Origin of the sequence: Brenneria uluponensis, from assembly GCF_032395385.1 — a bacterium.
Taxonomy (GTDB): Bacteria; Pseudomonadota; Gammaproteobacteria; order Enterobacterales; family Enterobacteriaceae; genus Prodigiosinella; species Prodigiosinella aquatilis.
In genome coordinates this window covers 3,070,336-3,087,218 of sequence record NZ_CP135917.1, presented here as the reverse complement: position 1 = coordinate 3,087,218, position 16,883 = coordinate 3,070,336, and the positions used below count along the sequence as shown (strand labels likewise).

At 48.7% G+C, this 16,883-nt stretch carries 17 protein-coding genes and 2 pseudogenes; 11 read left to right on the top strand and 8 right to left on the bottom strand.

Features of this window, described 5'->3' with window-relative positions:
* Positions 1 to 20: 20 nt before the first annotated feature.
* Complete coding sequence (locus tag RS889_RS14465) at positions 21 to 521, bottom strand: hypothetical protein (RefSeq protein WP_315707772.1); 501 nt, start codon at positions 519 to 521, stop codon at positions 21 to 23.
* 189 nt (positions 522 to 710) lie between these two features.
* Positions 711 to 1,679, bottom strand: a complete 969-nt coding sequence (locus tag RS889_RS14460) for a GlxA family transcriptional regulator (RefSeq protein ID WP_315707771.1) — start codon at positions 1,677 to 1,679, stop codon at positions 711 to 713.
* Positions 1,680 to 1,786: 107 nt separating this feature from the next.
* On the opposite strand from RS889_RS14460, the gene RS889_RS14455 reads away from it, so the two are divergent.
* The 4 genes and pseudogenes from RS889_RS14455 to RS889_RS14440 form a co-directional block, all read left to right on the top strand.
* Entirely contained in the window at positions 1,787 to 2,485 is a 699-nt protein-coding gene (locus tag RS889_RS14455) for a DJ-1/PfpI family protein (protein WP_315707770.1), read from the top strand.
* 162 nt (positions 2,486 to 2,647) lie between these two features.
* Positions 2,648 to 3,088: a GNAT family N-acetyltransferase gene (locus RS889_RS14450; protein WP_290182417.1), complete on the top strand. Its 441-nt coding sequence runs from the start codon at positions 2,648 to 2,650 to the stop codon at positions 3,086 to 3,088.
* A gap of 727 nt (positions 3,089 to 3,815) precedes the next feature.
* Entirely contained in the window at positions 3,816 to 5,414 is a 1,599-nt protein-coding gene (locus tag RS889_RS14445) for an APC family permease (RefSeq protein ID WP_315707769.1), read from the top strand.
* Positions 5,415 to 5,620: 206 nt separating this feature from the next.
* A pseudogene (locus RS889_RS14440) lies at positions 5,621 to 5,887 on the top strand (hypothetical protein); the annotation flags it as partial.
* Between the two features lie 13 nt (positions 5,888 to 5,900).
* On the opposite strand, the gene RS889_RS14435 reads toward RS889_RS14440, so the two are convergent.
* The gene (locus RS889_RS14435; protein ID WP_315707768.1) at positions 5,901 to 6,836 is read right to left on the bottom strand and encodes a LysR family transcriptional regulator; all 936 of its coding nucleotides are present in this window, start codon (positions 6,834 to 6,836) and stop codon (positions 5,901 to 5,903) included.
* 70 nt (positions 6,837 to 6,906) lie between these two features.
* Between RS889_RS14435 and RS889_RS14430 the strand changes: the two genes are divergently transcribed.
* Positions 6,907 to 7,845, top strand: coding sequence for an alpha/beta hydrolase (locus RS889_RS14430; protein WP_315707767.1), 939 nt, complete (start codon positions 6,907 to 6,909; stop codon positions 7,843 to 7,845).
* Positions 7,846 to 8,162: 317 nt separating this feature from the next.
* A pseudogene (locus RS889_RS14425) lies at positions 8,163 to 8,314 on the top strand (IS5/IS1182 family transposase); the annotation flags it as partial.
* A 172-nt stretch (positions 8,315 to 8,486) separates the two neighbouring features.
* Here RS889_RS14425 and RS889_RS14420 read toward each other — a convergent pair.
* A complete protein-coding gene (locus tag RS889_RS14420) occupies positions 8,487 to 9,026 on the bottom strand; it encodes a DUF2058 domain-containing protein (RefSeq protein ID WP_315707766.1) in 540 nt (179 codons plus the stop codon).
* Positions 9,027 to 9,113: 87 nt separating this feature from the next.
* Here RS889_RS14420 and RS889_RS14415 point away from each other — a divergent pair, with 87 nt between their 5' ends.
* Entirely contained in the window at positions 9,114 to 9,302 is a 189-nt protein-coding gene (locus tag RS889_RS14415) for a hypothetical protein (protein ID WP_315711190.1), read from the top strand.
* 72 nt (positions 9,303 to 9,374) lie between these two features.
* Here RS889_RS14415 and RS889_RS14410 read toward each other — a convergent pair whose 3' ends face one another.
* Together RS889_RS14410 and RS889_RS14405 are read right to left on the bottom strand one after the other, a co-directional pair.
* Positions 9,375 to 9,857 carry a cold-shock protein gene (locus RS889_RS14410; protein WP_021015463.1) on the bottom strand — a complete coding sequence of 161 codons (483 nt, stop codon included), beginning with the start codon at positions 9,855 to 9,857 and terminating at the stop codon, positions 9,375 to 9,377.
* A 409-nt stretch (positions 9,858 to 10,266) separates the two neighbouring features.
* On the bottom strand, positions 10,267 to 10,821 hold the full coding sequence (locus tag RS889_RS14405) for a TetR/AcrR family transcriptional regulator (protein ID WP_315707765.1): 555 nt from the start codon (positions 10,819 to 10,821) through the stop codon (positions 10,267 to 10,269).
* A gap of 138 nt (positions 10,822 to 10,959) precedes the next feature.
* Here RS889_RS14405 and RS889_RS14400 point away from each other — a divergent pair, with 138 nt between their 5' ends.
* The 4 genes from RS889_RS14400 to RS889_RS14385 all read left to right on the top strand — a co-directional run bounded on the left by RS889_RS14400 (position 10,960) and on the right by RS889_RS14385 (position 14,929).
* Entirely contained in the window at positions 10,960 to 12,051 is a 1,092-nt protein-coding gene (locus tag RS889_RS14400) for an alkene reductase (RefSeq protein ID WP_315707764.1), read from the top strand.
* A 74-nt stretch (positions 12,052 to 12,125) separates the two neighbouring features.
* Positions 12,126 to 12,908 carry an SDR family NAD(P)-dependent oxidoreductase gene (locus RS889_RS14395; RefSeq protein WP_315707763.1) on the top strand — a complete coding sequence of 261 codons (783 nt, stop codon included), beginning with the start codon at positions 12,126 to 12,128 and terminating at the stop codon, positions 12,906 to 12,908.
* 140 nt (positions 12,909 to 13,048) lie between these two features.
* Positions 13,049 to 13,867, top strand: a complete 819-nt coding sequence (locus RS889_RS14390; RefSeq protein WP_315707762.1) for an oxidoreductase — start codon at positions 13,049 to 13,051, stop codon at positions 13,865 to 13,867.
* Positions 13,868 to 13,909: 42 nt separating this feature from the next.
* Positions 13,910 to 14,929 carry an NADP-dependent oxidoreductase gene (locus RS889_RS14385; protein WP_315707761.1) on the top strand — a complete coding sequence of 340 codons (1,020 nt, stop codon included), beginning with the start codon at positions 13,910 to 13,912 and terminating at the stop codon, positions 14,927 to 14,929.
* A gap of 242 nt (positions 14,930 to 15,171) precedes the next feature.
* On the opposite strand, the gene RS889_RS14380 is transcribed toward RS889_RS14385, so the two are convergent.
* Positions 15,172 to 15,660, bottom strand: coding sequence for a hypothetical protein (locus tag RS889_RS14380; RefSeq protein WP_021015470.1), 489 nt, complete (start codon positions 15,658 to 15,660; stop codon positions 15,172 to 15,174).
* 115 nt (positions 15,661 to 15,775) lie between these two features.
* Positions 15,776 to 16,330: a hypothetical protein gene (locus RS889_RS14375; RefSeq protein ID WP_315707760.1), complete on the bottom strand. Its 555-nt coding sequence runs from the start codon at positions 16,328 to 16,330 to the stop codon at positions 15,776 to 15,778.
* Positions 16,331 to 16,883 lie beyond the last annotated feature (553 nt).

The following is a 16,883-nucleotide window of genomic DNA, read 5'->3' as shown; positions in this document are numbered from 1 at the left end:
GTGTAACCCGATACCAGACATTACAGATCAGTGGCACCTGTCGCGCTATAGTTTTCAGCGGTATACACCAGATAGATGTTTTTTTGATTGTCGGCATCGTTATCAAACACCAGTGTGATGTGATTCTTGTCAAATTTTGCCACTACGCGGCTGTTAGGGGTGTTCATAAAAGTGTTGATATCGGCATCAGTTAGTGGAGATGTCATACCATATTTGCTTTTCAATCCTTCAACCACGCTGGGCACTTCATCGAGTGTGATAGTGATGGCCAGTCGCACAAATTTATCGTTGTTAAAGCCAAACATCGCCAGTGTTTTCTTATCGTAAAATTCAAAATTTTTGCAACTGTAAACCTTCATCCCGTCGATAGTATCTGGGCCGGTCATCGAACAGTCCGCCTGCTGTTTTATGGTGTTGAATGATGAACCGAATTTCATGTTTTTATAACCGTCAGTGGCGGAGGCTGTTAGCGATAGCAGTGGCAAGGCGATAGCTAACAGGTTTTTTTGTAGCCGGTGCATTGAATCCCTCGGTAATGATTGATGTTTTTTGTGATCATCAGCCATATTCGGGTTGATGATGGGGTCTATGTGATGAAACCTAGCGCGTTATTTTACGCGCGTTGACTGTTTTCATTACACTGTTTTATTTTTTGTTGGCATGGCTTGAATGGTCAGTGGTTTGCCCATCTACCTATTGTTTTTCTCCGGTCAGGTTGATGTATTTCCTGCTTGCGCACGTACCGCACGCCGTACGCTCTGAGGTGGCTGCCCATAGATGCGCAGAAAAGCCTTACGCATACGTTCGGCGTCGACAAATCCGGTTTGGATTGCGATAGCTTCTATCGGTTTCTGCGTTGATTCGATCAGGTTACGAGCAAGTTCCAGGCGGATTTTCTCCACGGCTTTGGCGGGTGTGATACCGGTCTCGCTCCTGAATGTACGGGCGAAGTTGCGTTCGCTCATACAGGCGTGTTCTGCCAAACGTTGCACCGACAGACACTCGGCAATGTGCTCGCGAATCCACGGTAAAAGTTCGGAAAAGCGGCTGCCAGGAGTGTCAAACTCGAGCAGGGCAGAGAACTGGGACTGTCCGCCGCCACGCCGATGGTAAACCACGAGTTGTTGCGCAACTTGCTTGGACAGTTCTGCTCCCAGGTCGTCTTCGATCAATGCCAAAGCCAGGTCGATACCTGCGGTGATGCCTGCTGATGTCCAGAATTTGTCGTCTTGGGTGTATATCTGATCCGGACGAAAAAGCACCTTGGGAAAACGCCGGGCAAAATCTTTGGTGCGTCGCCAGTGCGTGGTGGCCTGCCTACCGTTCAGCAAACCTGTTGTCGCCAGAAGATACGCGCCTGAGCACACGCTGCACACGCGGCGTGCTATCTCAGCTTGGCGGCGCACAAATGCCAGCGTGGCTGGGCATTGAGCCGCGTCGTGTATACCGATGCCGCCAGCCAGAATCAGCGTGTCGATACTGCGGATCTGGTGCATGGGTTCAGTCTGCATTGCTGCGCCTGAAGAGCTAGTGATCAGACCTCCATCGCGTGACAACAGCTTGAGCGTGTAAGGCGCGGGCTGGACGAAGCGTGTGGGCATTTCAAATGCGGCAATCGGCCCGGCAGCATCCAGTATCTGGAAACCGTCAAACAGGAAAAAAGCGATGATGCGTTTCATAGAATTGATATTGGCTGAAAAAGAGGTATTTATGTCATTTAAGCCAATCTGTCAACAGATAGCATATCGGCAGGTAAGAAGCGTAATCCGTTTTCCAGGAGTCCAACATGAATATGTCCCAAGCCAATTTTCGCACCGTGTTTGTCATTTACCCAGGTATGACGCCCTTAGACTTTGTCGGTCCTTATGAATGCATATCGCGTTTGCCTAATTCTGAAACACGTGTGGCCAGCTTACAGGGTGGCACTGTGTCGGGCGATGAGTTGGCATTTGCCAATACTGTACCGCTGGCCGACATCGACCGCTGTGATCTGATATGCGTACCTGGTGGACTGACCGCTACACAGATATCGCTGGATGCGGAGTTTATTGGCCATATCCGGCGTCTAGGTCACAGTGCTCAGTATGTAACATCGGTCTGTACCGGTTCGCTAATCCTGGGGGCCGCTGGATTTTTGCAGGGCAAACATGCCGCCTGTCACTGGGCTTTGCGCGAATTACTGCCACTGTATGGTGCTATTCCTGACGCCGCGCGTGTGGTCCGCGATGGTCGGCTTATCACCGGCGGCGGGGTAACGGCAGGCATTGATTTTGCCTTGACGGTGTTGGCCGAGATTGCCGGAGATACCGTAGCCCAGTCTATACAACTTCGACTGGAATATGCGCCCGAACCCCCGTTCAATGCCGGACGACCCGAAACTGCGCCAGCCGACGTGTTGGCGCTCTACACAGAGTCCATGGCGCATATAGCGCCACAGCGGCAGGATGAAGTGCGGGAAGCCGCGCGTAGATTACGGGTTGGATAAATATGTGGCGTTTGCCAAGTGTGGCGTGTTTCGTCTCTCATGAGACGGGCGTCGGCGAAAGAAACCGCAGGGTAGTCACCAAATTAAAGCACTAGCGGTTTATCGTTGCAGACACTAATTGCTAAAATCATTGCGGGTTTCAGAAAGTTGGAGGAATGGTTTGTGAAGATTGAAGTTGTGACAGAGGCGACGCCAACCGTGACGAGACTGATTTCGCAGTTGGTATCTCAATTATCAACTACGTCCGCCACTCCAACACTCGACAGGATCGCCAGAATTGTAGAATCTTCTGCGACAATTCTTCTCGTCGCCCGTTTAGAAGACGGTGCCTACGTTGGCATGTTGACGCTTGTGCTCTTTGAAATCCCTACGGGAATAAGAGCAATGATCGAAGATGTCGTTGTTGATGTTGAGCACCGGGGGCAGGGCTTCGCGGAAATGCTGACACGAGAAGCGTTGAGACTTGCGCAAGAGGCTGGAGCGAGAACAGTGGATTTAACTTCCCGTCCGTCGCGGGAGGCCGCCAACACTTTATATCAGAAGCTTGGTTTTGAGCGGCGGGAGAGCAACGTGTACCGTTTCTCCTTTACACCACAGCAATAGGTTAAAGGGCTTTATCCAGAACATTCAGACGCCGCAAACGGATACCCGTCAGCCTAAGTACCTGGCGGCGCTGGAATGGACAAGCTGAAGACCATCGATCCACAGCAGTGCGTCCGGTACCGGTCAATAAACTGAGCGCCGAAGAAGAGCATCAGATAGTCATGGTATGTACTGCAGCGACAGAGTCAGGTGCATCACCGGGGCCGTAGCCGCGGACCGCAACGTATTACATGAACGGTGGTCAACTTCATGCCGTCAATGACAACGAGTTGAGGTAGTGATGTTGAATCCGGACAAGCCAGGAACCAGGCTGAAATCTGCAGCGTAAAAACAAATAAGGGTGTCAACTTCGTTGGCGATTACCGCGAGGAGGTGAGTTTAAAGCTGACAATTAAAAATGATGCCCCATTTTTGTGCCTTCCGACGTCCCTATTTGGGGATGTGCACTTTTTTAGTGCGTTGAGAGGCTGATCTGCTTTTAGTTTACGAACCGTCCTGCCAGATGGCTCTTTGTCCGGATTGTTTTGTGCCCGGTAGTTTGCAAATTTCATTCTCCTGTTACCTACCGATACCTGAATTATAAAAAGACATATTTATTTACCTATAGATACCTGCGATGGCACGTAACCTGCTCATTTAGTCTTGTTATACACAACACATCACATCAACGAATGGTTCAGACAGTCGGGCCAGTGAGTGCCGAAACTGAAAACAAGAGGTATGTCAGATGGTGAAACACGGACTTAAGAAAGAGCTGGGATTAGTCGATCTCACCTTGCTGGGGATAGGGTCAATGATTGGCTCTGGCTGGCTTTATGCCGCGCTCACCAGCGCCGGATATGCAGGCGCACAGACTGGCTGGGCATGGATTCTAGGGGCCATCATCGTATTATTAATCGGGCTGGTGTTTGCGGAATTATCCGCTGCGTTGCCACGTGCTGGCGGTTTTGTCCGTTATCCTAATTATTCCCATGGTAATGTTGTGGGTTTCGTGATTGGCGTCAGTTCGTTACTTGCCTATACCAGTACAGCAGGGGTAGAGGTGGAAGCCGTGCGTCAGTACGCCGTGTACTGGTGGCCTGCCTTAGGGAATACTGATGGCAGCCCGACAATGATCGGTTTTGCTGTTCAGATAGGGCTGCTGCTGGTGTTCTTCCTGCTCAACTACTGGAGTGTAAAAGTCTTTGGTCGGGTAAATACCATTGTTACTGTCTTTAAATTTGTTGTGCCATTGCTAACCATTGTCACCTTATTCATGTACTTCAATGCTGCCAACCTGAATGTGCCACCGCCGCCGCCGGGCGGAACGCATGGTATCTTCTCCTCGCTGACCGGTGCCGGGATTGTGTTCGCCTATCTGGGTTTCCGCCAGGCAGTGGACTTCGCCAGTGAAGCGAAAAATCCTCAGCGTGATGTACCACTGTCCATCATAATTGCCATTGGGCTGAGTTTTGTTATTTACCTGCTGTTGCAATATGCTTTCCTGGGCGCGGTGCCATCTGAAGCGTTGAGTGCCCACGGTTGGGATGGCCTGAAACATGTATTGCAATCCCCTTATGCTGATCTGGCGCGCAGCCTTGGGATCACCTGGCTTATCAATCTGATCCTGGTTGATGCTGTCATCTCTCCGGCAGGTACCGGTAATATTTATCTCGCGGGGGCAAGCCGCGTACTGTTTGCCTGGGCGCGTAACGGCCACCTGTTTAAAGTCTTTGGCAAAGTGGACGAGAAATCCGGTGTGCCGCGTGGGGCGCTCTGGCTATCACTTGTGCTGGCGATCGCCTGGACTCTGCCTTCTGAATTCCAGATGTGGGGGGGACTGATTGGGGCCGTGACATCGGCGACGGTCTTTACTTATTTGCCAGGGCCGATTTCCGCAGGCGCTTTCCGACGCCATCTGCCAAATTTACATCGTCCTTTCCGCCTGCCGCTGTTTAGCCTGTTAAGCCCGCTGGCATTTGTCGCCAGTACAATGCTGGTTTACTGGAGCGGGTGGTCGGTTAACGTGATTTTGCTGCCGATACTGATTGCTGCCTGGGTGCTGTATGCGCTGTTTGCGAAAAAAGGTAAGCATCATCAGCGTGATGTCGGTTGTGCTTGGTGGTTGTTGGTTTATTACATCGCCATAATGGTGATTTCCGGCCTGGGAACCTTTGGTGGCACAGGGCTTATCAGCTCGCCGATGGATATGATCCTGTCTGCCATTGTCAGCCTGGTGTGCTACTACTGGGGTGTCAGCACCAGTTTGGCCGCACCAAAAATTACTGAGGAAGAAAATGAAACCCTGGTAGCTGGGCAAATTAATCAAGAAGGTTATGTGCAGTAAGGCAGCAGATTGATTGGCTATTCCATCAACAACGGTAAGGGCCTGCAACCCCGTTCGGGCGGACACAACCCGGGCGAGGTTTTCATCTTTTCACGAGATGATCTGGAATATAGAGTAAACCATTCCGTAATGGTCGTTTCAGCGTCTCGGATATAATTTTTAATTTGGTTCCTGAAAAGCCAGGTAAATATTCGTCAGGCAGATGTGAATGGGCAGCCAAGACGGTAAATTCCTCATACTGGGCAAAACGGTATTATCAGGGGCAGCGAGAAAAGGGAAATTTCATCAATCCGCGATCCGGGCGCTGGCGTTTAAACGAATAAGGATAATTTACCGCTGCTGGAAGACCAGAACCCGCTACGACGAAGCAAAATACTTGAGCACTCAAAGAGCGACATTCGCCCTTACTGAAGCCATACAAAGCTTGTCGAATGTTTCAGGGCGTGAAGCGGAAGTTCATGTCCGCAGGATAAGAAATGTCACTTTTTAAGTGTGATTCAGAAATTTTCTAAGATCATCAATGAAAGCCCGCACTCGAACAGAGAGATTTCTGCGGTTTGGGTAAATTGCATGGATAGCAATTTCTTCACCTCTTACGTCAGTCAGCACTTGTACCAGGCGGCCTTCAAATAAATCCTTTTCAATCATAAAGGATGGCAAATATCCGATACCCAGCCCCGCTATGGATGCTGTGCGAATTGCATCTCCGCTGTCAAATCTGGCATAAGCCCGGCAGTCCAGAGTTATCTGACCTTGCTCTTTATCAACCAGTGTCCATGCGGTAGGCGCCGTTCCCAGACCATAGACAAGACGCCGATGGTTTTTTATCTCAGCAAGCGAGTCCGGAATTCCCCACTTTTCGAGATAGTCGGGGGATGCATAAAGGTGTGGCCATGCCCTGTCAATCACCTGCGTTATGTATTGGTAACTTGTGGTTGCACTACCTACGCGGATGGCGAGATCGAATCCTTCTTCTACAAGATCAACAACCCGATCAGTGAAGCTTACCTCGATGCTCAATTCTGGTGAGGCCGGTAGAAATTCATTGAGAAACGGCAAAATAATCATTTTGCCGTAGCCTTCTGAAACGGTAAGTCGAAGTATACCTTTTGGCCGTAGTGGATTTTGACGAATGGTAGCTTCAGCTTCTTCTAGATCTTCCAGCAACTGACTACATCGATGATAAAATTCGTGCCCCTCTGTCGTGAGAGACAAGCGACGAGTTGTCCGTTGGAAAAGCCGCGTCTCAAGATAGTTTTCCAAACGAGCCAGTGCTTTACCCGCCGCAGAACGCGTCAGTCCCATTGCCTTCCCGCCTGCAACAAAACTCCCCGCCTCTGCAACAGCAACAAAGATACGCAGTGCGCCAATATCTATATCCGAGCCTTTTGGTTTAGCCACCGGGATTTTCTTTCCCACCATTGGGGAACCTTTTTCGTCAATATGTTGAATATACTGTCATTGTAGAATTTAACTGAGTGAGGTTTCAACAATGCTGTCGAAAAATGCCCAAAATGCTCTTGATGGATGGATCACGGCCGCTGGCCCGGTTGTTCAGAAGCTCTATGGTCAGTCTGAAGCTAGCTGGCCGGAAGTACGCACTCAATATATGCAAAGTCTTGAAAAAATTTTCCCTGCGATCGAGGGTGTTTCCTATAAGACCACTACGTTAGGCGATGCTCCTGCAATGATCAGCGAGATGGAGGAACACGTTGGGAGCAGAGTAGTTCTATACATTCATGGCGGGGGCTATGTGCATGGCGGTGTCGAAGCATACCGTGGAATTACGGGGCGTCTTGCCAACGCGTTGAAAGCCAGGGTTTACACACCAGACTATAGGCAGGCGCCCGATTTCCCATTTCCGACGCCAATTAATGATGTTTTTTCCGCTTATCGTGCAATTCTAGACAGCGGCACTCATCCTCTCGATCTCGTTCTGGTGGGGGACTCAGCAGGTGGCGCGATGGTTGTCACTATGATGCGCAAGGCTCGTGACGCTGGTATTCCGCTACCCGCCGCCGGGGTGGCGATTTCACCATGGGCAAATCTTACCCATAGCGGTTTGTCTGCGACCACCCGCGAGGGGATTGATCCGATTTGTAGCGTGGATTTTCTTAACATCTTGGGAAGGCGCTTTCTCGCCGGTGAGCTTCCTACACATCCTGATGCTTCCCCCGTTTATGCTGATGTCCAAGGGCTTGCACCGATCCTCGTCCAGATTGGTGAGAATGAGGTCATGCTGAGTGATGCTATCCGACTAGCTTCAAATTTAGGGGAAGCGCGTGTACGCACCACACTCGAAGTCTGGCCTGGAATGTTCCATGTATGGCATCTTCTAGCCGGGATCCTGCCTGAAGCCGATCAGGCTTTGCGCAATGCGGTACGTTTCCTAGAGGATGTTCTTACAGAGGATAAGGAATTAAACGAGTAAACGTTCGTGCGATATATTTTAAATATTTGTGAATAAATCATCAGGGAGTGCTTTTAGCAAATGGAGGCTATTGTCTCATTTATTCACTACCACTGTATGTCACGACTCCCTTGGGCCAGCTAGTGATGCCGAACTCTTGCTTATGAATGACGCAGGGTTTCGGCCTGATGCTATTCATTAGTACGCCCACATCATTAGTACACCCACAGATAGCACCACATTCTCGATATCAATTCGGGCATATGCTGGCACTGCTTCGTTATAAGAAGAGGTATTATCAGTATCCGTAGCTTATCATTGGCTGGCTGTTAACCGATAACGTTCAGACTGCCGTTGATACCAGACATCACCTGATTGTTGCACATGAAGTAACAAATACACCAAGACCGTGGGCAGCTTAACCGCTGTGACAACATTAGCACAGGAGGCTGTTGCCAAGGCGGATGTAACCGTACTGGCTGATAAAGGCACAGATAGATAGAAAGCAGGGAAGTCGAAAGATGTAATCCAGTCGGGCTGGTCGTAAAGGTATTGCTAACTATCCAGAATAACCTTACGTTTTTCCATGAACTTGCTGAACATAGCATCTTAATGAAAAGCCCTTAGGGACTTTTCATACATAAGCATCTGCAAAACGTTAATTACCACATCAAATCATCAGGCACTTTAAAATCGGCATACGGATCTTCTTCATCCTGCTCTTCCTGACTAAGCGCACTATTTAATACAATGCTGTTCGCATCTCGCTGCGCAATTTTATCGGCTACGCTCGCGGGGATAATAGCGTATTCACTCTCGCCACTGTTATCAACAACCAAACGAGCAATGGCGAGACGACCACTAATCAGCTGAGCCTGAGTAAGCTTATCCACAACTATTTTTTTAATTAAATTATTATCTGTGAAGTTAAAACCAATATCGCCTTTTGAAATGTCGATTCTGTTCATTTCAATGAGCTGCTTCACCTGAGCTTTATATTCTTTAGCTAAAGCAGATTGTTTTTGTTGTTCGCTTAGCTGTTTATCACGCTCAAGTTGTGATTTTTTATTTTCTTCCACAGCCTCTCTTGCCTCACGCGCCTGAACTCGTGATTTTTTAGCCGTTCTTTGGACTTTGGCCATTTTTTTGCTGGTCACTAACCCAGCTTTTAGCATCTGCTCTTGTAAGGTGAGTTTTGTCATCTTCGTTTCTAAACCAGTTGAATAATTTGTGGGATTATACCTGTAATTTCTGAGGCTGTACCAGGTCGGTCGCAGTACCTGATCACTATGTGGCTTGGGTTGATACCGAATTGCTGGCAGGAAACCGCATTACAAGTGGACGATACGCCGGCATTAACGCAGCCATCTGGGGGAACACTGCCGCCCAACATGGCGAAAGCATTAACCGGGCTGCTACATGATATGGTCTGGTTACTGGAAGCGTTTGTAACCGCGCCATATATCACGGCGCACTGAGGCTAGTAAGCGATGCCGACATTCTGCTTATGAATGGCGCAGGATTTCGGCACAGGGCCAGTGCGAATTATTTCAGACCTTGAGCAGTTTTACCGTGGCATCCACGTCTATCTCATCTTCCGAGAAGATTAACGTTGTTCCCTGGAAGGTGGTGATAGCCAGTTTTTTCAGCGAGCGCATTTCACCAGGCTTAGCGGCTGATTTCGGCCTGATATTACCCATCAGGACCCCGACAGACAGCACCGCATTTTCTTTATCAATGCGGGTATCGGCAGACACTTCTTCGCGGTAAACCAGGTAAGACTTGATCGACGTGAGCTTAAGGCGCTCGCCCGCAATATAGATGTATTTGCTTTCCGGTACGACTTTCACAGCATAAGCTGACAACCCCTTGTTATTAGTGGTGGGTTCGAAAGTGACCGCCGCATCTTTCTTAATCAGTTCAGGATTGGCGACCTTAATCACATGAAAATAACGGTTATCACCATTTTCATCTTTGATAAATCCAAAACCTTTATCTTTAAACCAGGTTGTGATCGTTCCATTCATCGCCATTACCGCCTACTTAATCGTTTATCTACTCAGTTTTTGCAGCGCGCAGTGTAAAGCACAATGCCTGCGCAGACTACGTCTTTGGTTTAAGTCTTGATGATAAACTTCTGGTATGCAACGGGGCGGTTGGCCTGAACCCGAATATGATCCAGTCATAATCAGGGAAAAACAGCTTCATGTTGGTTGCATATTCTGGCAACCGGCAGATTTATTGGCAAATTCGTTAGGTTTGATACTTTCCTTTGGCAACCATATGTAGGTAGCAAAGCTGCCCAGTGACACGCGGATTACAATCTGTGTGATATTGCGATTGAAATGACATTTTTTGGTGTCAGGATCTGGTATCACGTTGTTAAGATGCCACCAAGAAATAGGTGAGACATTTTATTGAATCGCTGAATGACCCGGAAATTCATACCTCATGAACTTCCTGACTGAGAATACGGGAGCGGCAAACCTCCAGAATCTCATCAGCCAGAGCAGAATCATCAGGGCAAGCACGAGACAGCACCAGGGCACCGACTAGATGTGCAATAGTGTTGATCAGGTCAGCACGTGTTTCACCTCCACCTCCATTTGCTAAAATGGCCAATTGATTCTCAATACCAGCTGCAAATGTCGCCTTCATTGATTCAGGCAGCCGTGCTGTATCTGTGCCCAGTGCAGACATCACACAACCCTTTCCCATGTCATCGCGATGCTGGCGTGAGAGGTAGTATTCAACAAATTTTTCCCGGCTCACTCCCTTGGTACTTTCTGCAGATTGTGAAAAACCGCAGTTCATCGCCTCCGACATCAAATCAGCCTTGGAACCAAAGTGTTTATAGAACCCACCGTGAGTTAAACCTGCCGCTGACATCAGTTCTGCGACTCCCACACCGTCATAGCCTCGTTCACGAAACAACACTGAGGCAGTTTCGACAATACGCTTTCGGTTTTCACGAACCTGCTCTTTAGCGACTTTCATCGTTTTCGCATCCTCCTCTAAAAATGCATGTCACAAGTATACATTGATGATGACCATAATCAAACTGGTTGACTTTTTAGATTATAATCATCATCATTAAAGCCATGCTTGTACCAACCACTTCGCAGGGAAACAAACATGACGAAGCAACAATTATTTCAACCCTATCGCCTGGGGCCAGTAACGCTCTCTAATCATATTGTGATGGCACCGCTAACACGTAACCGTGCTGGCGTGGGTCTGGTACCCAGTGAACTGGCGGCGACGTATTACGCACAGCGTGCCACTGCAGGGTTGTTGATTACTGAAGCCACGCAGATCTCAGCACAGGCGCAGGGTTATCAGGATACGCCGGGGATCTACACGCAAGCTCAGATCGATGGCTGGCGTAAAGTGACTGGCGCCGTGCATGCCAAAGGCGGGCGTATATTTGTACAGTTGTGGCATGTAGGGCGAATTTCTCATGTCGACCTTCAGCCTGGTGGTGCTGCGCCGGTTGCCCCGTCCGCTGTCCGTGCCGAGACTAAAACCTTTGTGAACAACGGTTTTTCTGACGTCTCTGAGCCTCGGGCGCTCGAGCTGAGAGAAATAAAAAACATTATTGACGATTTCAGAAAGGCATCTGCCAATGCCATTGCCGCTGGGTTTGATGGCGTTGAGATTCATGGCGCGAATGGTTATCTGCTGGAACAGTTCCTTAAAGACGGTGCCAATCAGCGAACCGACGAATACGGCGGTGCTGTCGAGAATCGCGCGCGCCTACTGTTAGACGTCACGGCGGCCGTAAAAGATGAGATCGGCGCTGAACGCACTGGCGTACACATTTCACCGGTTTCATCCGCTAATGCGATTTCATGCAGTGATCCGCAGCCACAATATGACTACCTCGCTGAGCAACTCAATGCATTAGGCATCGTGTATCTCCATGTCGTTGAAGGCGCAACCGGCGGCCATCGGGATGTATCACCGTTTGATTACGGCTCCCTGCGTCGGCGCTTTAAAAACACCTATATTGGCAACAATGGCTATGACCTGACGTTGGCTGCTACCCAACTTGCTGAAGGTAAGGCTGATCTGTTTGCTTTCGGGCGTCTGTTCATCGCCAACCCAGATCTGGTCGCAAGACTGAAGACGGGAGCTCCTCTGGCCACACTTGTTCCTGAAACGCTTTATGGCGGCGGCGCAGAGGGATACACCGATTACCCAACGCTTATCGAGGTCAGCAAGTAGATCTGTGAGTGTCACGATCCTATATACATCGCACGTTGTAGATTCTGTTTAATCATGAATAAAGGATACAACTTATGACCAAACCATCAGTCCTCATTACAGGCGCTTCCACGGGCATTGGTGCTGTTTACGCTGAACGGTTCGCACATCGGGGCCACAACCTTGTTCTGGTCGCTCGCGACAAAGCGAAGTTAGAGATACTTGCAGGTCGTTTGCGACAAGAAAATGGTATTTCTGTAGATGTTCTGCCTGCTGACCTCACGGAATCGCATGATTTAGCGACTGTCGAAACTCGCCTGCGTGATGACGCACGGATAGGTATTCTTATCAATAATGCGGGTATCGCGCAGTCGGGCAGCTTTATAGAGCAGACGTCTGATTCGATTGAGCGGCTCATCGCGCTTAACATCACTGCTTTGACGCGTCTTGCCAGTGCGGTGACGCCACGGTTTGTGCAAACGGGTGAAGGATCGATCGTCAACATCAGTTCCGTCGTCGGTCTGGCCCCTGAATTTGCTATGTCGGTTTATGGCGCAACCAAAGCCTTTGTCCTTTTCCTGTCTCAGGGAATGAATGTAGAGCTGTCATCCAAAGGCATTTATATCCAGGCTGTGCTTCCTGCCGGAACTTACACGGAAATTTGGGAACGCGCAGGCATCGACATCAGTACCTCTTCCAAAATGATGGAAGTGGGTGAGCTGGTTGATGCAGCACTGGTCGGCTTTGATCGCCGAGAACTCGTTACCATCCCACCTCTGCATAATGCTGCACGCTGGGACGCCCTCGATGCTACGCGACAGGCTCTGCTTTCGGACATCAAACAAGCTGAAGCCGCAGAGCGATATAAACCACTTTAGTCAATGAAGTGCACCTTACACACGAATAACGATCTATTGAGCTGTTCTGTAGGGATTTAATCCCAGAATAAATTCCATATCGTCTGGCATCTCATCAGTGATGAGATGCCCAAAACGACTTATGAAGGTTTTATTTCAGCATGACAAATAAACGTGTAGCACTTGTGACGGGCGCCTCTTCAGGTATTGGCGAGGCGTCGGCTAACAAACTTTTAGCGGCTGGTTATACGGTATATGGCACGAGTCGACGCGGCTCACTGTCTGGTTCGTATCCCTTTCATTTATTGACGCTTGATGTAACGAACGATGCTTCTGTCGAAGCTGCCATTGATGAGTTGCTGCGGCTGGAGGGGCGGATCGATATCCTGGTGAATAATGCTGGTTTTGGGGTCGCTCCGGCGGCGGCAGAAGAAAGTTCAATCGAACAGGCCAGAAGCATTTTCGATACGAACTTTCTGGGGATAGTCAGGTTAACGCGAGCTGTTGTTCCCTATATGCGCCGTCAGGGCAGGGGACACATTATTAACATCGGTTCGATACTGGGAGTCGTTCCGTTGCCGTATGTGGCACTTTATACTGCCAGTAAGCATGCGGTCGAAGGGTATTCGGGATCACTGGATCATGAATTGCGCACGCACGGCATAAGGGTAACAGTCATCGAGCCTGCCTACATTAAAACGCGGTTTGAAGCCAATACTATAGAGCCGGATGCTAAGCTTGACGAGTATGAGCTTATCCGGGCTAAGCTGACGAGAGTCGTCAGCAAGGCAATGGCTGAAGCGGAAAGTCCAGAGGTGGTGGCTGAAGTGGTTGTTAGGGCTGCTCAGACTTCACGGCCAAAGTTGCGTTACACGGCGGGAGCATTGGCAGGAAAACTGAATTTCATTCTCAGATTCGCGCCTGCAAAATTCCTGGATAAGGTAGTGCGTAATAGTCTTCAGCTTGATACGAAAGAATAAAAAAATGGAATTTTATCGGCAAGCACGACAGGAAAACCATAAATGAATAATAAGACGATGAAAGCCTTCACGTTTAAACGCTATGGTAAATCTCCTGAACTGGGATTCGATGACGTAGATTATCCTTCACTCAACGCTCATGAAATGCTGGTAAAAGTTTACGCTGCGGGTCTGAACCCTATCGACAATATGATTCCAACCGGAATGTTTAAGCCGGTTCTGCATTTTAAGCTCCCTGCAACATTGGGTAGCGACCTGTCTGGTATTGTCATTGCTGTGGGAAGTCGTGTGACTCGTTTCACGCCAGGCGACGAAATCTTCGCCAGCATTTTCGATATGGAAATGGGGTCTCTTGCCGAATTTGCAGTAGTGCCAGAGAACGCTGCTGCCATGAAACCAGCAAACCTGGATTTTGTGCAGGCGGCCTCGCTCCCGATGGTGAGTCTCACAGCCTGGCAAGCACTGACAGAGCGCGCCAGGCTTATGCCTGGTCAGAAGATTTTCATCCCCGCAGGTTCGGGGGGAATTGGCACCTTTGCGATCCAGTTGGCGAAGCACCTTGGTGCAACGGTGGGAACGACCACCAGTACGGGCAATGTCGAATGGGTCGGTCATCTTGGCGCAGACGAAGTGGTTGACTATAAAAAGCAAGAATTCGAGAACGTGCTGAATGGCTACGATGTCGTAGTTGGCACTATCAAAGGCGATGCGATTGAAAAATTCACCCAAATTCTTAAGCCTGGAGGAAAGATTGTTTCTCTCATTGGGCCGTTAGATGCCGCGTTCGCACGGGCTCGAGGATTAAACGTGTTGCTGACTTTTGTCTTTGGGTTGATGAGCCGCAAGATTATGCGTTTATCGAAAAAACGAGGAATGACCTATTCATTTCTTTTCGTTCGACCTGAAGGCGATCAACTCACTCAAATCGGAAAACTTATAGAAGCTGAACAAATCAGACCAGTGATTGACAAGGTATTCCCCTTTTTCGAAGCAAAGGGCGCTCTTACCTACCTTGCCCAAGGGCATGCGAAAGGAAAAGTGGTCGTCAAGATACAAGAGTAATTCATTTCAGATAACAACAGAGATTCAAATCCACGGTTGTCGAGAGGGCCAATACCGTTTGCCAATAGCTGGCGTGTTTCGTCTCTCATGCTGCGAGAGAAATTGAATTAATGGTTCATTTTATTGGTTTTAATTTGTTTTATTTTTAATAATTTAACATTGTAGTCCCAATCGTAGTCCCATAGAGAAAAATCACGTTGAAAAGGGCATCATAAAAACATGTATACCTTTTCAGCGTTCGACTAACAATCTTCACTGTCGGACGGGGCAAATGAAGGATACTTCCCCTGTTTCACTGCCTCAAAATATTGGTAATAGATCCTGTAAACAGCCATAAAGGTATCCCGGATATCAACTCCATCAACGGTAAAATATGTTGTCCCTAATGAGTCCCCCGCTTTTGCCAGTCCTGCTCTGGCTCCTTCAAGGATGTTGAGATTTATATCACCATTTTTTTTCTTGAAGTGCTTCGTTCGATTGCAAAGTTCTCTGACTACCTCATAGGGTGGATAGGTATACAGAAAACTGTGTAATTTTTCTTCGGCTGATAACTCGTATTTGTTTTTGTAGCTTGCTGAGCCACCTGGGCATATCCATTCCCTGAGATGGTACAGCGGGAGCAGCGTATCAATCAGCCTTTCTTCGGAAGGGTGGTGGTAAAACGATTCCCATTTTTTCTGAAGATGAATGAACATATTGGATGAATCGAGCGTGTTAAATAGTCCAGACATGGTTAATCCTTGCTGCTGGTGGTCTGTTTTTTGATATCAGGTTTCGGTAGAACCAGGGTATATCGCTACTAATCTATGAAAGATGTATACCATTGCTCATACCGCTGAATTCTTGTCATTTTCGCATCTGACACCCGCCAGTATGCCAGTATGCGGCCTCAGTTTTTATCAGCCTGGCTAACTTTCTTTCAAAGGTTTCCCAGCGCATACGGGCTGGCTTTGCAAGCCACCGAGCGTGGTTAAGCAAGTTGTCTGCGGGCGGGTAATCATCGCCCCAAATCGCCCGGCGCTGCTGGCGCGCACTCAGTAATAAACGGTCGGCTTCGTCTTTGCTTTGGCTGGCGTAATGAAGATGCCAGCACTTCCGGCAGCCAATATCTTTACACCCGGTATACAGCTTTGCTGCCCGTTCGCCACAGTGGGGGCAAACATACCATTCACGTACACCATCCTCCACGCGTGTGGTTGTAATACCGACCCTTTGCGTGACACCGTTAATTGTGGCGCTGTAGCCATCTGAATATCGGGATAAATAGAGTCTTCCGCTCGCTGTGTCGCAGTAAACCTGCGTGTTTGGGGCTGCATTGCCCAACTTATCGCGCAAACGGGCGAGAAATTGCAGGTTAATACGCGGCAAATCGGTGGTGTAACTTCGCGTCTGGTCACGCATTATCCGCCTCCAGTGCGCATCAACAATGCGCAGAGTTCGCAATCTGAATACGAAATAATATGATTCTGACAAAAATGGAAACCGGTGCGCAATACCTGCCAACGCCAGTCATAGCAAGGGTTAGAGGCCAATTTGCGAATGGCTACCGTTCGGTTTCGTTTTGCGCACTTGGGCTGCGTACTGGGCAATTCAGATTGCGCAGTTATAGTGTAATCAAAATGCTTCAAGCTTGTCGTTGTGATATGTGATTTTTAGCTTATGGCTTTGAAAATCAAGTTTTCGGTGGTCTTCAAGGTGGGAGATAACACTGTAAATTTGGCTCATTTGGCAAAATGTCTGAACGTTTAGCATCGTCGTACGAATTGAAAATAACGCATGATGCTGCGTACTTTATTGCACACCGTTTCGCTGTAACTCGTGAGAAACCGGACTTACCACTCACATGTGGACAGTAAACGCAATGGGTGTGGAAAATGAATGGTGTTATTTGGGCTCGTTAAAGTATGATATAGGAGTAATTCGGTAGCACAAGATCACGCATTTCTAGCTCTAA

Bases quoted from the DNA above. Each gene is read 5' to 3' on its own strand.
- RS889_RS14445 (WP_315707769.1), top strand. From the start codon at position 3,816: ATGGTGAAACACGGACTTAAGAAAGAGCTGGGATTAGTCGATCTCACC.
- RS889_RS14410 (WP_021015463.1), bottom strand. From the start codon at position 9,857: ATGGCGATGAATGGAACGATCACAACCTGGTTTAAAGATAAAGGTTTT.
- RS889_RS14405 (WP_315707765.1), bottom strand. From the start codon at position 10,821: ATGAAAGTCGCTAAAGAGCAGGTTCGTGAAAACCGAAAGCGTATTGTC.
- RS889_RS14390 (WP_315707762.1), top strand. From the start codon at position 13,049: ATGACAAATAAACGTGTAGCACTTGTGACGGGCGCCTCTTCAGGTATT.
- RS889_RS14385 (WP_315707761.1), top strand. From the start codon at position 13,910: ATGAATAATAAGACGATGAAAGCCTTCACGTTTAAACGCTATGGTAAA.
- RS889_RS14435 (WP_315707768.1), bottom strand. From the start codon at position 6,836: ATGGTGGGAAAGAAAATCCCGGTGGCTAAACCAAAAGGCTCGGATATA.
- RS889_RS14455 (WP_315707770.1), top strand. From the start codon at position 1,787: ATGAATATGTCCCAAGCCAATTTTCGCACCGTGTTTGTCATTTACCCA.
- RS889_RS14420 (WP_315707766.1), bottom strand. From the start codon at position 9,026: ATGACAAAACTCACCTTACAAGAGCAGATGCTAAAAGCTGGGTTAGTG.
- RS889_RS14415 (WP_315711190.1), top strand. From the start codon at position 9,114: ATGTGGCTTGGGTTGATACCGAATTGCTGGCAGGAAACCGCATTACAA.
- RS889_RS14430 (WP_315707767.1), top strand. From the start codon at position 6,907: ATGCTGTCGAAAAATGCCCAAAATGCTCTTGATGGATGGATCACGGCC.
- RS889_RS14465 (WP_315707772.1), bottom strand. From the start codon at position 521: ATGCACCGGCTACAAAAAAACCTGTTAGCTATCGCCTTGCCACTGCTA.
- RS889_RS14395 (WP_315707763.1), top strand. From the start codon at position 12,126: ATGACCAAACCATCAGTCCTCATTACAGGCGCTTCCACGGGCATTGGT.
- RS889_RS14375 (WP_315707760.1), bottom strand. From the start codon at position 16,330: ATGCGTGACCAGACGCGAAGTTACACCACCGATTTGCCGCGTATTAAC.
- RS889_RS14400 (WP_315707764.1), top strand. From the start codon at position 10,960: ATGACGAAGCAACAATTATTTCAACCCTATCGCCTGGGGCCAGTAACG.
- RS889_RS14460 (WP_315707771.1), bottom strand. From the start codon at position 1,679: ATGAAACGCATCATCGCTTTTTTCCTGTTTGACGGTTTCCAGATACTG.
- RS889_RS14380 (WP_021015470.1), bottom strand. From the start codon at position 15,660: ATGTCTGGACTATTTAACACGCTCGATTCATCCAATATGTTCATTCAT.